Consider the following 13,015-nt stretch of genomic DNA (forward strand, 5'->3'; position numbering starts at 1 on the left):
CGGCGTGATCGTCAGGCACACTCCGCCGGTTCGTTCGCCCATTGTACGCCGCGCAGGCAAGCTGTTCAACCATACTTGTATTATAATAAATCACAGCGTTGGCCGAGCTCCCGTAAATGGGAGCGGGTAGCCGTTTCTCCGGCTGCTGCGCGAACGCGCTGCCGCAAGCCGCCGTGACGAGCCTCTCTCGGGCAAGACCGCGCAGCCGCGAGAACGACCGACCGCCGGCCCGGAACGGCAGACGAACCCCGGCAGGAGCGACGACGAATGGGGAGGCCAGGACCTCGGAGCGCGCGTGGCGCGGCCCGGACCCGGTGATTGCTGGCTACTCCACCGGCGGGGTAGCGCCTCCGGCGGGCGGGCCCTGCTGCCGCAGGAAGGCGATCACATCGGCGCGATCGACGCCGTTCGGCATGCCGGCGTAGATCATCGAAGTGCCGGGTGCGAACCGCTGCGGGTTCTGAAGCCAGGCGTCGAGCCGTTCCGGCGTCCAGGTCCCACCGGCCGCCTCCAGCGCGGCGGTGTAGCCGAACCGGCGGCTACCGGTCGCTACCGGGCGCCCCACGACTCCATGGAGGTTCGGTCCGTTCCGATCGCCGCCACCGGCAGCAATGGTGTGGCACGCCGCGCATTGCCGGAACAGCCGCTTCCCCTGCGCGACGTCCGCCTGCGCCAGGCGCTGGGCGAGCGGCGCGCGGGAGCGCTCCTCCGCGCGGCGAGGATCGCTGGACGAGTCGTCACAGGCGACCAGCACCGGGAGCGCGGCGAAAGCGGACCACCGGAGCGGAGTGCGGCCAGCGGCGGCCAGGCGCCCGAGGCCGCGGAGGAGCAATCCGCGCAGGTCTTGTGTGCCGAAGGAGCCGTTCATGCCCGGAGACATAGGGCGCGTCGGCGGCCCTGGCGAGCGGCCACGGCTCGCCGGGCGCGCTTGTCACGCTTCTGTAACGTCCGTGTCATCGCGCTGACCTCGAAATCGCATCAACGTGTCACCTCCGCTGCATAGCAGGGCCGCCGAGGCCGACGGGGGGAACGTCTCTCCGATCCGTCGCGCCTGTCCTGCAAGCCCGGGTCATCCCGGAACGGAGATTTCATGGCCGACCTGAAGCGCATGAGCCTGATCCTGCTGACGAGCTGCGCCGCGGTGGCGCTGGCCGGCTGCGACGGTTCCTCGAGTGTGGCATCGCCCGGCGAAGGGACGGTCGTCGTTCCCGGAACGCCGACCCCGACGCCGACTCCGAACCCGACGCCGACCCCGACGCCCGGCACGCCAGCCGCGGATTGCCCGACCGGCACCAGCAACGTCGGCGTCATCGGCAACTACCGCAGCTGCCGCCTGCCGTCGCAGATCACCTCGGCGCTGTCGCTGCCGAAGCTCGCCGGCGTCGCCTACGAGATGAACGGCCGCGTGGACGTGGGTGTTGACATCGGCGGTGCGGGCAATGCCCCGGGCGGCGTCAGCGCGACGCTGACCATCGCGCCCGGCGCGATCGTCTATGCCAGGGCGGAGGGCGATAACGACTTCCTGGTGGTCAACCGCGGCTCGCGCCTCGTCGCCGAGGGTACCGAGACCCAGCCGATCATCTTCACCGCGCAGCAGAACCTTACCGGCGAAGTGACCGACGAGACGCAGGGCCTGTGGGGCGGCATCATTCTTGCCGGTCGCGCGCCCATCTCGAACTGCAACGCGACTGTCGCGCCGGGTTCGGCGCAATGCGAGAACGTCGTCGAAGGCACCAGCACCGCGCTCTACGGCGGCGCGAGCGCGACCGACAACAGCGGCACCATCCGCTACGTGCAGATCCGCTATTCGGGCACCATCATCAGCCCGAACAACGAGCTGCAGGGCCTGACGCTGGGCGGCACCGGTTCGGGCACCACCATCGACCACGTCCAGGTTCACAACAGCTCGGATGACGGCATCGAGATCTTCGGCGGCCGCACCAACCTGCGCTACCTGGTGATGACCGGCGCAGACGACGACAGCCTGGATACCGATGTGGGTTGGCAGGGCTTCGTCCAGTTCCTGCTCGCGATCCAGAAGCCGAACAACACGCAGAGCGACAACTACGCGACCGAGATCGACTCGAACGGCAACGAGGACGTGCTGCCGCGCCAGCGCTACAACCTCGCCAACTTCACCTTCGTGCACACCTCAAGCGCGACCAACGCGGCGATCCGCATCCGCGGCGGCGCCGATGCGCGCTTCGTCAACGGCATCGTGGTGAGCCCGGTCGCCTGCCTCAACATCGTCGCGGGTGCCGATGCGGGCGGCAAGACCACGATCCGCCCGGCGAATCCGGCGCTCGAAGATCAGGGCCCGCCGCGGTTCGACTCGGTGCTGTTCGGCTGTGCGAGTCCGTTCGCGGAGACCACGGTCAACAACATCACCGTCACCAGCGCAGAACAGCGCGCGGTGTTCGCGGCCGGCACGAACAACCTGGAGAATGGGTCGGGCCTGCTGTCCAACACCTACTTCCCGGCGGGCGCCGCGCTTTCGGCGACGCCGTTCGACGCTTCCACCCTCAACCCGGCGGGCACCAGCTTCCTGGTGAAGACCAGCTACGTCGGCGCGGTGAACGGCGCGAACGACACCTGGTACCGCGGCTGGACCTGCAGCTCGAACCGGGCGGCCTTCGCGACCAGCGCCAGCTGCACCGCGCTTCCCAACTGAGACCGATGGGCGGGGGACGTTCGCGTCTCCCGCCCCGCAATTTCCCGATCAGACCGCCGGGGCAGCAGCCATGAAGAAGACCGTGTTCCTGACCACTCTGCTCGCCTCGACAGCCTGGGCGCTGCCGGGTCAGGCACAGACCACCGCCACGCCTGCGACCCCGCCGGCCGGCACGACCGTGGCGCCCGACGCCGGCGCGGTTGCCGAGCCGGACGTCGACGTCTCCACGCCCGGTGGAGACATGGGCGGAGAGATCGTGGTGGTCGGCCGCAACATCCCCGATGCCGTCCGTGCGACGCCGCAGGTGGTGAACGTGCTCTCCACCGCGGACATCGCACGTACCGGTGAAGGCGACATCGCCGGCGCCCTGCAGCGGGTGACCGGCCTCTCGGTGGTCGGAAACGGCTTCGTCTATGTCCGTGGCCTCGGCGATCGCTATTCTTCGTCGCTGCTGAACGGCTCCCCTCTGCCCAGCCCCGAGCCGCTGCGGCGCGTGGTGCCGCTGGACATCTTCCCCACCAACGTCATCGCCTCGGCGCTGGTGCAGAAGAGCTACTCGGTGAACTATCCGGGTGAGTTCGGCGGTGGTGTGGTGAACCTGACCACGCGCGCCGTGCCCCAGGAGACGTTCCTCCAGATCGGCGGGTCGATCAGCGCCGACACGGTCACGACCAGCGAACTCGGCTATGTCTATGACGGCGGTCGATACGACTGGACCGGCTTCGACAGCGGCGAGCGCGATGTGCCGGGCTTCGTCAACGGCGCAGGTGCGGACGGCACGTCGCTGACGCCGGCGCAACTCACCCAGATGTCGAATGCGCCGACGACGCTGCTTCAGGAGAATGCGCAGCTTCCGGCGAACTATTCAGGCGAGCTGAGCTTCGGCACGGCCAAGGACCTTGGCGGCACGCGCATCGGCCTGATCGCGGCGGCCGGGTTCAGCAACACCTGGCGCACCCGTGATGCGACCCAGCAGGTCACCGACAGCCCGGACGCGATCCTGCTGCGCGATTTCCACACGGTGCTCACCGACAACCGCGCGATCCTGAACGGGTTGCTGGGCTTGGGCGCGGAGTTCGGCGAGAACCGCATCCGTTTCACCAACCTCTATGTCCACGACACGCTGAAGCAGGCGCGACTGTCGCGCGGCTCGACCGCGAACATCGGGACGCTGCCGAACGGGGTGGACCCGTTCATCACCCAGAACACCAACTGGTTCGAGCGGCAGCTGATCGACAGCCAGGCCGTTGGCGAGTTCAAGCTCGGCGACGTTTCGCTCGACCTGCGCGGTGCCTATGCCAACACCCAGCGTAACGCGCCGTACGAGCGCGCCTTCACCTACCAGTACAATGAGGGGCTGGAGCGCTACACCAACAACCTGTCGGGTCTCCAGTCGGCCAGCGTGGCCTTCAGCGAGCTGGACGAGGACCTTTGGTCCGGCCAGGCGAACGTCAGCTGGAAGATCCCCGCCGCACGGGAGATCGTGCTGTCGGCGGGCTATGCGTACAACGACACCGATCGGGACTCGACCCGCTACACCTTCCAATATTCGGCGGCGAACAACGGCGCGCTCGACCCGGTGATCTCGCAGCTGCGTCCCGACTATCTGCTGTCCGACTACACGGTGCTGACCAACGGCATCTATCTGCGCAATACCTCCACCGGGCAGGGCGCGGCCGCTTATAGCGCGAGCCTGCGAGTCCATGCCGGCTACGCACAGGCCGAAGCGGAAGTCCTCGACGGCCTGCGTGGCACGCTGGGCGTCCGCTACGAGGATGCGGTGGAAGAGGTGCTGCCGTCGGGCGGTGCCGCCGGCACGCGGCTTGCGAACGATTACTGGCTGCCGGCCGCTACGATCACCTGGAACTTCGCGGAGGACATGCAGCTGCGCCTCCATGCCTCCAAGACGCTGGCGCGGCCGCAGTTCCGCGAGCTGGCGCCCCAGCTCTACCAGGATTTCGAGAGCGACCGCCTGTTCTTCGGCAACGCGTTCCTGAAGGACTCACAGCTGTACAACGGCGAAGTCCGCTTTGAATGGTATTTCGCGCGCGACCAGCGGCTTTCGCTGGCGGGCTTCTACAAGAAGATCGACGATCCGATCGAGGCCGTGGCGTTCTTCCCCGCAGGCACGGATACGCTGCAGACGGGCTTTGCCAACGCGCCGTCCGCACGGCTGTTCGGCGGCGAAGTCGAGTTCCAGAAATACGTGCCGCTCGCCGGATTGGGTGGCGACTTCTTTGCGACCCGCCGCCTCGTGCTGATCGCCAACTACACCTACACCGACTCCAAGATCAAAGCCGACGACAGCTTGATCGCAAGCCCGCTCCAGTCGGGTACCGAGCCGGTGCTCCGCCCCGCCAACGTGTTGTTCCAGGACGGTGCGCCGCTGGTGGGCCAGTCCGACCATCTGGTGAACCTGCAGTTCGGCATCGAGGATACCGAGCGGCTGTCCCAGCTGACGGTGCTGTTCAACTACGCAAGCGATCGCGTCACCAACCGCGGTCCCGTGGGCGGTGGCGGCGGCGTGCGCCTCCCGGACCTGGTGGAGCGGCCCGGCATCCGCCTGGATCTTGTCGGCCGTCAGGGGATCGTCGTCGCCGGCAAGACCATCGAGTTGAAGGCGGAGGCCCGCAACCTGACCGGCACCCGCTATCGCGAGTCGCAGACCTTCTCCGAAGGCCAGCGGGTCGACATCAACAGCTATCGCCTCGGCCGCATCTTCTCCCTGGGCGCGAGCATCACCTTCTGATCGGGAGGGGCAGGAGGCGGCGGAAATAGCGCTAACGAACTAGCAAAATCGGCCGAAAGCACCGCTCCAGTCGCTGTCATGGAATCTCCACCGATCGCGTGCATAGAAGAGGGGGCTCCTGCGGACTTTCGCAGTATATAACTCAGGTGAGTGTCGCGTGAGCTGAGGAGGATCATACTCGCGTCGGTGTAATTCCGGCACCGCCAATGGAGAGTACGATGCAGAGGGAAGACGATCTCCAGTATTATTACAAGCGCGCCGAGACCGAGCTGGAGCGGGCGCAGAGCGCGGCGGATCCAGCGGCGGTGAAGGCACATTATCTGCTCGCCGGCTATTATCTCGACCGGGTCTACAATCGCGAGCTTCCGGCCAGCCATGGCCGCTAAGCAGCCGCCGAGCCCGGAAGAGCTGGAGCGCCAGGCGCTCGGCACCCCTTCGCTGGCGCAGGCTCAGGCGATCGCCCAGCATGCCGACCAGCTCCGGCGGCGCAGCGGCGCGGGCGCGTTGCGGGCGCGCGGCGTGCTGTCGCCGATCTTCCGGAACTGACGACGGCCGATTCCGGCCAGGAGCCGGCTCACCAGCCCCAGGGACGCTCCCGAAACCATTTCGTGAGCACGTACTTCGTACCCGCCCGCACCTTCATGCCGTGGTGGATCGTGGACGGGTTGCACGTTCCGTCCGGCCGCTTGTTGTTCCACGCGAGCAGCTTGCCGATCTCGGGCTGAACGATCTTGTCGATCGCCTTGAACCGCGTCGCGCCGCCTGCCTCCGGCTCGTTGAGGTACAGCATGACCGTCCACGTACGGTTTCCCGCCACCCCGCAGTATCGCTGAAAGTCGACGCCCGTCGGCTCGAAATAGTCGGTATGGGCCTTGAACTCCTGGCCCACGGCATAGCGCTGGCCCTGCAGCGGCTCCCCATGTGCCGGGTCGATGCCGCAGAAGCGGTGGATCCGCGCCTCCACTTCCGCCACCTCGGGATCGAACCGGTCGAGATCGCAGGTCTCGCTGGTGCGAAAGGCCGCATCGCCGTTGGAGTCGGAGATGGTGGAGGGCCGGCGCTGGGCGTCGATCCGGCCGATCATCGCCGCGCAGAGTTCCGGCGGCAGGAAGTCGCGGACCATGAACAGCGTGAGCTTCGGGCTTGGCACCCGCTGCACCCCCGGCTGCGAGAGGATGTGCGCGATGATCGGCTCCGCCGGGAAGCCGGAACCGAGGGATGGGGAGGCCAGCGTCTGCATGAGGGTGTCTCCTGCCAAACTCCGGGCGGCGTTTCCAGCCGGGGCCGCATCGCGGGGCGGACGGACAATCTTTGCGCCGGATGTGCGACACGCGCTTGACGAAGTTCACCGACCGCGTCTAAGCGGCCGGCTTCGCGGCGACCGTAGTTCAATTGGTCAGAGCGCCGGCTTGTGATGCCGGAAGTTGCGGGTTCAAGTCCCGTCGGTCGCCCCACTCCTTTCCCTGACACGCGGATATTCAGCCAGTGCAGACCGACTGGGGCTTCCCCGATTTCGACGATCACGAAGGCGTGCATCTGTTCTCGGATCGGGAGACCGGCCTTCAGGCGGTGGTCGCGGTCCACTCGACGAAGCTGGGTCCTGCCGCGGGCGGCGTGCGCTTCTGGCATTATGCCGACAGTGCTGCCGCGATCACGGACGCGCTGCGCCTGTCGCGCGGCATGAGCTACAAGAACGCGATGGCCGGCCTGCCGCTGGGCGGCGGCAAGGGCGTGGTGCTGGCCGATGCGGCACGCACCAAGACGCCGGAAATGCTCCAGGCATTCGGCCGCGCGGTCGAGTCGCTGGGCGGGCGTTACATCACGGCCGAGGACGTCGGCATTTCCGAAGCCGACATGATCGCGATCGCCACTGCGACGCGCTACGTGTCCGGCCTTCCGGCCGAGGGCGAGAACGTCGGGGGCGATCCGGGCCCCTATACGGCCAAGGGCGTGTACCTGGGCGTTCGTGCCGCAGCCCGCCGTGCGCTGGGCGCCAGCGACATGAAGGGCGTTCGCGTCGCGGTCCAGGGCCTGGGCAGCGTCGGTGGCCGCCTGGCCGAGATGCTCGCCGCCGATGGCGCCGTGCTGACGGTTGCCGATGTGGATGCAGCCCGCGCGCAGCGCTTCGCCGAAGCGCATGGCGCGACCGTGGCGGCGCCCGACGCGGTGCTGACCAGCGAGGTCGACATCGTCAGCCCGAACGCGCTGGGCGCGATCCTCGATGCGGCGACCATCGACGCGCTGCGCTGCAAGGCGGTGGCGGGCGGTGCCAACAACCAGCTCGCGGCGCCCGGCGACGGTGCGCGGCTGCACGGCCGCGGCATCCTCTATGCCCCCGACTATGTCATCAACGCCGGCGGGATCATCAACGTCGCGCTCGAGTATCTCGGGCAGGGCGACCGCGCCGAAGTCGATGCGCGCCTGGCGCAGATCCCCGAGCGGCTGGTCGAGGTGTGGGACGAAGCGGACCGCACCGGCGACTCGCACGCCGACGTCGCCGACCGCATCGCCCAGCGCCGCATCGGGCGCTGAGCGGCACCCGTCCTCCCGACGAAAGTCAGGATTCATCGCCGCGCCGCGCGAGCCTCTTGCGGTGCGTGTCTGGATGCTGACTTCCGTCAGCAGGACGATGCTGGGAGGGAGTGCTCCCAAAGCTCCGGCATCACGTAATTTGATCGGGCGCAATGTTGCCGGGCGGCGGCTCGCCGAATAAGCGCACGCCGGGGTGACGCCCCGGGCAATTTCGCTTAACCCTTGTGGCTGATCGTGCCGACCCTCCACGCCTTTGCCAATCCGACGCGCTTCCTGTCGATCGCCCGTCCGCTGACGCCGGTACTGCTGGCGCTCGGCGCGGCGTTGCTGCTGTTCGGAAGCTGGGCGGGGCTGACCCAGACGCCGCCCGACTATCTGCAGGGCGAGACGGTCCGCATCCTCTACATCCACGTCCCCACCGCCTGGCTGGGGATGGGCGGCTGGACCGGCATCGCCGTCTCCAGCATCGTCTATCTCGTCTGGCGGCATCCGCTGGCGGCGATCGCCGCGCGCGCGGTGGCGCTGCCGGGCGCGGTGTTCGCGGGGCTGTGCCTCGCCACCGGTTCGATCTGGGGTCGCCCGACCTGGGGCACCTGGTGGCAGTGGGACGGACGGCTGACGTCGATGCTGCTGCTGTTCTTCGTCTATCTCGCCTATCTGGCGCTGTCGCGCGCCGATGCCGAGCGCGACGGCGACGGGCGCATCCCGGCGCTGTTCGGCATCGCCGGCACCGCGCTGCTGCCGATCATCCGCTATTCGGTGATCTGGTGGCGCACCCTGCACCAGGGGCCCAGCATCACGCTCACCAAGTCGAGCGTCGACAACAGCATCCTGTGGCCGCTGGGCTTCACGCTTGCCGGCTTCTCGCTGCTGTTCGTCGCGATCGTGCTGATGCGAATGCGCGCCGATCTCGCGCGCATCAAGGTGGAGGCGCGGATGCGCCGGATGGCCGCCGCATGAACCCGTGGCCCTTCGTGATCGGCGCCTATGCGCTCACCCTTGGCGGCACCGCGGCAATGGCCGCGGCCGCCTGGATCGCCATGCGACGCGCCGAAGGCCAGGCCGAGCGCCAGAGGAAAAAGTGAAGCCCAAGCATCAACGCCTGACCCTGGTGGGGCTTGCCGTCGCCGCCGTCCTCGGTGCGAGTGGGCTCGCGCTCTCCGCTCTCCAGGGGGAAGCCGCCTTCTTCTATGCGCCTTCGGACGTCGCGAAGGCCGCGCCTCCCGTCGACCGAGCCGTGCGGCTGGGCGGCATGGTTGCGCCGGGATCCATCCAGCGCCAGCCGGACGGGGTGACCATCGCCTTCACTGTGACCGACGGCGCGGCGCAGGTGCCGGTTCGGTTCAGCGGCATCGCGCCCGACCTGTTCAAGGAGAACTCCGGCGTGGTCGCCGAGGGTCGCTTCCGCCCCGACGGCAGCTTCGTCGCGGACAATCTGCTGGCCAAGCACGACGAGCGCTACATGCCGCCCGAAGTCGCGGGCAAGATGCACAAGAGCGAGACGCTGGAGCCATGATCGCCGAAGCCGGGCTCGCGGCGCTGTGGCTGGCCGCCGCGCTCGCGCTGTTGCAGCTGGTGGCAGCCGCGCTGGGGCTGCGCATGACCCGTACGGAAACGGCAGGAGCGGGGGGCGCCGAACTGATCGGCGCCGTTCGGCCGGTCGCGGTGGTGCAGGGGCTGCTGACCGCCTTCGCCCTTGGCGCGCTGGTGCTGGTGTTCGTCCGCACCGACCTGTCGGTGCTGCTGGTCGCGCAGAACAGCCATTCGGCCAAGCCGATGCTCTACAAGGTAGCGGCCGCCTGGGGAAACCATGAGGGCTCGATGCTGCTGTGGGTCACGGTTCTCGGGCTCGCGGGTGCTGCGATCGCGCTGCTGGAGAAGCGGCTCGATCCGCGCACGCTGGTCGCGACGCTGGGTGGGCAGGCGGCGATCGCGCTCGGCTTCTTCGCCTTCCTGCTGATCGCGTCCAATCCCTTCGCGCGGCTCGATCCCGCGCCGGCGGAAGGCATGGGGCTCAACCCGCTGCTGCAGGATCCCGGCTTGGCGTTCCATCCGCCGACGCTCTACTTCGGCTATGTCGGCCTGTCGGTGGCGTTCTCCTTTGCGATCGGTGCCCTGGTGACGCGAGACGTGGGCCCGCAGTTCGCCCGCGCGATGCGGCCTTGGGTGCTCGGCGCCTGGATCTTCCTGACGCTCGGGATCACCGCCGGCAGCTACTGGGCCTATTATGAGCTCGGCTGGGGCGGCTGGTGGTTCTGGGACCCGGTGGAGAATGCCTCGCTGATGCCGTGGCTCGCCGCCACCGCGCTGCTCCATTCGGTAACCGTGCTCGCCACCCGTGACGGCCTGCGTGCCTGGACGGTGATGCTGGCGGTGGTCGCCTTCTCCATGTCGATGGTCGGCACCTTCCTGGTTCGCTCCGGCATCCTCACCAGCGTCCATGCCTTTGCCGTCGATCCGAGCCGCGGCAGCTTCATCCTGGCGCTGCTGGTGCTCTACATCGGTGGCGCGCTGACGCTGTTCGGGCTGCGCATCGGCACCGTGCGGCAGGGCGCGACTTTCGAGCCGATCAGCCGGGAGGCGGGGCTGGTGCTCAACAACCTGCTGCTGTCGGTGATCCTCGGCATCGTGCTGATCGGCACGCTCTATCCGCTGGTCGCGCAGGCGCTGGACGTGCAGCTCTCGGTCGGTCCGCCCTTCTTCAACAAGACGGTGGGGCCGATCGCGCTGCTGCTGGTCGTGGCGCTCGCCGCCGGGCCGCTGCTGCGCTGGCGCCGCGACGATGCACGGGCGCTTGGGCGGCGGATGCTGGTACCGGCGGTGGTTACCGCAGTGGCGCTGGTGGCGGTGCTGCTGCTCGCGCCGGGGACCGGCGTGCTCTCGCTGCTCGGCCTGGCGCTGTCGGCCGGTCTTGCGGTCGCAAGCGTGGCGCCGCTGTGGGGTCGCAATCTGCGCCGCACGCCGCTGTTCACCTGGGGCATGGTGATCTCGCATCTCGGCGTAGCCGTCAGCCTCGCCGGCATGGCAAGCGAAAGCGCCTTCACCCGCGAGGTGCTGGTCGCCGCCGGGGTGGGGGAGACCCAGCAGGTAGGCCCGTATCGCGTGACGCTGGAAGGCGTCCGCCCGGTGATCGGTCCCAACTGGACCGCCATCGAGGGGCGGATGCGCGTCGAGCGCGGCAGCCAGCGATCCTGGATTGCGCCCCAGCAGCGCTATTTTGCGGCGCCGCCGACCGAGACGAGCGAGGCGGCGATCACCAGCGCGCTCGACGGCCAGCTCTATGTCGTGCTCGGCCAGGCGAGCGAGGGCGGCCGCCGCCAGCTGCGCCTGTGGTGGAAGCCGCTGGTGACGCTGATCTGGCTGGGCGGCGCGCTGATCGCGATCGGCGGCCTGCTGTCGCTGGTCGGACGGCTCTGGCGCGAGCGGCGCCCGGGCCGCCGCGCGAGGGATGCGGAGGTGCTGGCATGAAGCGGTGGCTGTTCTGGGTGCCGCTGGCCGCATTCGTCGTGCTGGTAATTGTGGTCGCGCTCAACCTGCGCCCCACCGATACCACCGTGCGCTCGCGGCTGGTGGGCAAGCCCTTGCCCGCATTCACCCTTGCCGCGTCCGTGCCGGGCAAGCCCGGCCTTTCGGATGCCGCCTTCCGCGACGGCAAGCCGAAGCTGCTCAACGTGTTTGCCAGCTGGTGCGTGCCGTGCCTGGCAGAGGCGCCCAAGCTGCTGCGGCTGCAGGAAGCGGGTGCGGACATTCGCGCGGTGGCGATCCGCGACCGATCGGCCGACGTGGAGCGCTTCCTGGCGGAGAACGGCGACCCCTATGCCGCGATCGGGGACGATCCGACGAGCCAGGTACAGCTCGCGCTCGGCTCGTCCGGCGTGCCGGAGACCTTCGTGATCGACGGCAAGGGGATCATCCGCGCGCAGCACATCGGCGACATTCGCGACAGCGACGTCCCCGAACTGCTCCGCACGCTGGAGGCGGCGCGATGAGCCGCACGACGCTGGCCGCGCTGGCGCTGCTGCTTGGCGCCCCCGCGCTCGCCCAGTCGGGCCTGCCGCCGGCGCCGCTCGCCTATACGCAGCTGCCGGACCCCGCCCAGGAGGCCGAGGCAAAGGCGCTGATGAACACGCTGCGCTGCCTGGTCTGCCAGGGGCAGTCGATCGCCGACAGCGATGCCGAAATGGCGGGCGACATGCGCGCGCTCGTGCGCGAGCGGATCGCGCAGGGCGAGAAGCCCGAAGCGGTGCGCGCCTGGCTGATCGAACGCTATGGCAGCTATGTGAGCTACGATCCGCCGCTCGATGCCGCGACGCTGCCGCTGTGGATCGCCCCGCTGGTGCTGCTGGCGGCGGGCATCCTGCTCGCGCGGCGCAGTATCCGCCGGCGCAGGAGGGCGTGATGGGCTGGGGGATGCTGGGCCTGCTGGCGCTCGCGTCGGGGGTGCTGCTGTGGCGGCTGCGGGTCGCGCCCGCGCTCTGGTCGCTGGTCGGTGCCGCGATGATGCTGGGCGCGATCGGCTATTCGGTGCAGGGCCGGCCGGGCCTCCCCGGCGTCTCGGCCGAAGGGCAGCGCGAACGCCGCACGATCGATCCGAGCCTGATGGACTTGCGGCAGGCGATGTTCGGCCGCTTCAACTTCGAGGAGAGCTATTTCATCGCCTCGGACGCGTTGCTGTCCTCGGGTGCGGTGGCGCCGGCCGCGCAGGTGATGCTGGGCGGCGTGCAAAAGGCGCCCCAGAGTGCGGCCTTGTGGACCTGGCTGGGCATGATGCTGGTGGAGAAGGACGGCGGCACGCTGTCCCCCGCCGCCAAGCTCGCCTTCGAGCAGGGGATGCGGCTGGCGCCCGAGCATCCCGGGCCCGCCTTCTTCTATGGCCTGGCCCAGGCGCGGGCCAACGACTTCGCCCGCACCCGCGCGCTGTGGATGCGGGCGCTGGCGCTGACGCCGAAGGACGTCTCCTACCGGGAGGACATTGCCGTGCGGCTGGTGCTGGTCGACCAGCTCCTGGCGTTGCAGGCGCGCGAGCGTGCCGCCGGGATCGCGCAGCCCCAGCGGGAATAGGC

At 68.9% G+C, this 13,015-nt stretch carries 14 protein-coding genes and 1 tRNA gene; 13 read left to right on the forward strand and 2 right to left on the reverse strand.

The genetic code is table 11. From position 1 onward, the window contains the following. Nucleotides 1-325 precede the first annotated feature (325 nt). Entirely contained in the window at nt 326-868 is a 543-nt protein-coding gene (locus EO081_RS02730; RefSeq protein ID WP_129340397.1) for a c-type cytochrome, read from the reverse strand. Nucleotides 869-1,090: 222 nt separating this feature from the next. Between EO081_RS02730 and EO081_RS02735 the strand changes: the two genes are divergently transcribed. From EO081_RS02735 to EO081_RS16740, 4 genes are all read left to right on the forward strand, one after another. Beyond that, complete coding sequence (locus EO081_RS02735; RefSeq protein WP_183947808.1) at nt 1,091-2,671, forward strand: hypothetical protein; 1,581 nt, start codon at nt 1,091-1,093, stop codon at nt 2,669-2,671. Nucleotides 2,672-2,741: 70 nt separating this feature from the next. Further along, complete coding sequence (locus EO081_RS02740) at nt 2,742-5,420, forward strand: TonB-dependent receptor domain-containing protein (protein WP_129340398.1); 2,679 nt, start codon at nt 2,742-2,744, stop codon at nt 5,418-5,420. Between the two features lie 218 nt (nt 5,421-5,638). Next, the gene (locus tag EO081_RS16735) at nt 5,639-5,806 is read left to right on the forward strand and encodes a hypothetical protein (protein WP_165284457.1); all 168 of its coding nucleotides are present in this window, start codon (nt 5,639-5,641) and stop codon (nt 5,804-5,806) included. Beyond that, nucleotides 5,796-5,966: a hypothetical protein gene (locus tag EO081_RS16740; RefSeq protein ID WP_165284459.1), complete on the forward strand. Its 171-nt coding sequence runs from the start codon at nt 5,796-5,798 to the stop codon at nt 5,964-5,966. Before EO081_RS16735 ends, EO081_RS16740 begins: the two co-directional genes overlap by 11 nt. 28 nt (nt 5,967-5,994) lie before the next feature. On the opposite strand, the gene EO081_RS02745 is transcribed toward EO081_RS16740, so the two are convergent. Beyond that, nucleotides 5,995-6,660 carry a prolyl hydroxylase family protein gene (locus EO081_RS02745; protein ID WP_129340399.1) on the reverse strand — a complete coding sequence of 222 codons (666 nt, stop codon included), beginning with the start codon at nt 6,658-6,660 and terminating at the stop codon, nt 5,995-5,997. Nucleotides 6,661-6,797: 137 nt separating this feature from the next. Here EO081_RS02745 and EO081_RS02750 point away from each other — a divergent pair. From EO081_RS02750 to EO081_RS02785, 9 genes are all read left to right on the forward strand, one after another. Further along, nucleotides 6,798-6,874: transfer RNA gene (locus EO081_RS02750), tRNA-His, on the forward strand. A 31-nt stretch (nt 6,875-6,905) separates the two neighbouring features. After that, the gene (locus tag EO081_RS02755) at nt 6,906-7,952 is read left to right on the forward strand and encodes a Glu/Leu/Phe/Val family dehydrogenase (protein ID WP_129340400.1); all 1,047 of its coding nucleotides are present in this window, start codon (nt 6,906-6,908) and stop codon (nt 7,950-7,952) included. Nucleotides 7,953-8,186: 234 nt separating this feature from the next. After that, nucleotides 8,187-8,912, forward strand: coding sequence for a heme ABC transporter permease CcmC (gene ccmC, locus EO081_RS02760; RefSeq protein ID WP_129340401.1), 726 nt, complete (start codon nt 8,187-8,189; stop codon nt 8,910-8,912). Then, nucleotides 8,909-9,037, forward strand: coding sequence for a hypothetical protein (locus EO081_RS17165; protein WP_260153560.1), 129 nt, complete (start codon nt 8,909-8,911; stop codon nt 9,035-9,037). Before ccmC ends, EO081_RS17165 begins: the two co-directional genes overlap by 4 nt. Next, a complete protein-coding gene (ccmE, locus tag EO081_RS02765; protein ID WP_129340402.1) occupies nt 9,034-9,468 on the forward strand; it encodes a cytochrome c maturation protein CcmE in 435 nt (144 codons plus the stop codon). Before EO081_RS17165 ends, ccmE begins: the two co-directional genes overlap by 4 nt. Then, the gene (locus EO081_RS02770; protein WP_129340403.1) at nt 9,465-11,420 is read left to right on the forward strand and encodes a heme lyase CcmF/NrfE family subunit; all 1,956 of its coding nucleotides are present in this window, start codon (nt 9,465-9,467) and stop codon (nt 11,418-11,420) included. Before ccmE ends, EO081_RS02770 begins: the two co-directional genes overlap by 4 nt. Further along, on the forward strand, nt 11,417-11,941 hold the full coding sequence (locus EO081_RS02775) for a redoxin family protein (protein ID WP_129340404.1): 525 nt from the start codon (nt 11,417-11,419) through the stop codon (nt 11,939-11,941). The genes EO081_RS02770 and EO081_RS02775 overlap by 4 nt, the downstream gene beginning before the upstream one ends. Then, a complete protein-coding gene (locus tag EO081_RS02780; protein WP_129340405.1) occupies nt 11,938-12,351 on the forward strand; it encodes a cytochrome c-type biogenesis protein in 414 nt (137 codons plus the stop codon). The genes EO081_RS02775 and EO081_RS02780 overlap by 4 nt, the downstream gene beginning before the upstream one ends. Further along, nucleotides 12,351-13,013, forward strand: coding sequence for a tetratricopeptide repeat protein (locus EO081_RS02785; protein ID WP_129340406.1), 663 nt, complete (start codon nt 12,351-12,353; stop codon nt 13,011-13,013). Before EO081_RS02780 ends, EO081_RS02785 begins: the two co-directional genes overlap by 1 nt. The last annotated feature ends 2 nt before the right edge of the window (nt 13,014-13,015 follow it).

The sequence above is a fragment of the Sphingomonas desiccabilis genome (genome assembly GCF_004135605.1).
Classification (GTDB): domain Bacteria; phylum Pseudomonadota; class Alphaproteobacteria; order Sphingomonadales; family Sphingomonadaceae; genus Sphingomonas; species Sphingomonas desiccabilis.

Excerpts from the sequence above, each read along its gene's own strand:
- EO081_RS17165 (WP_260153560.1), top strand. The coding sequence starts at position 8,909 with ATGAACCCGTGGCCCTTCGTGATCGGCGCCTATGCGCTCACCCTTGGC.
- EO081_RS02740 (WP_129340398.1), top strand. The coding sequence starts at position 2,742 with ATGAAGAAGACCGTGTTCCTGACCACTCTGCTCGCCTCGACAGCCTGG.
- EO081_RS02735 (WP_183947808.1), top strand. The coding sequence starts at position 1,091 with ATGGCCGACCTGAAGCGCATGAGCCTGATCCTGCTGACGAGCTGCGCC.
- EO081_RS02785 (WP_129340406.1), top strand. The coding sequence starts at position 12,351 with ATGGGCTGGGGGATGCTGGGCCTGCTGGCGCTCGCGTCGGGGGTGCTG.
- EO081_RS16735 (WP_165284457.1), top strand. The coding sequence starts at position 5,639 with ATGCAGAGGGAAGACGATCTCCAGTATTATTACAAGCGCGCCGAGACC.
- EO081_RS02770 (WP_129340403.1), top strand. The coding sequence starts at position 9,465 with ATGATCGCCGAAGCCGGGCTCGCGGCGCTGTGGCTGGCCGCCGCGCTC.
- EO081_RS02730 (WP_129340397.1), bottom strand. The coding sequence starts at position 868 with ATGAACGGCTCCTTCGGCACACAAGACCTGCGCGGATTGCTCCTCCGC.
- EO081_RS16740 (WP_165284459.1), top strand. The coding sequence starts at position 5,796 with ATGGCCGCTAAGCAGCCGCCGAGCCCGGAAGAGCTGGAGCGCCAGGCG.
- EO081_RS02775 (WP_129340404.1), top strand. The coding sequence starts at position 11,417 with ATGAAGCGGTGGCTGTTCTGGGTGCCGCTGGCCGCATTCGTCGTGCTG.
- EO081_RS02780 (WP_129340405.1), top strand. The coding sequence starts at position 11,938 with ATGAGCCGCACGACGCTGGCCGCGCTGGCGCTGCTGCTTGGCGCCCCC.
- EO081_RS02745 (WP_129340399.1), bottom strand. The coding sequence starts at position 6,660 with ATGCAGACGCTGGCCTCCCCATCCCTCGGTTCCGGCTTCCCGGCGGAG.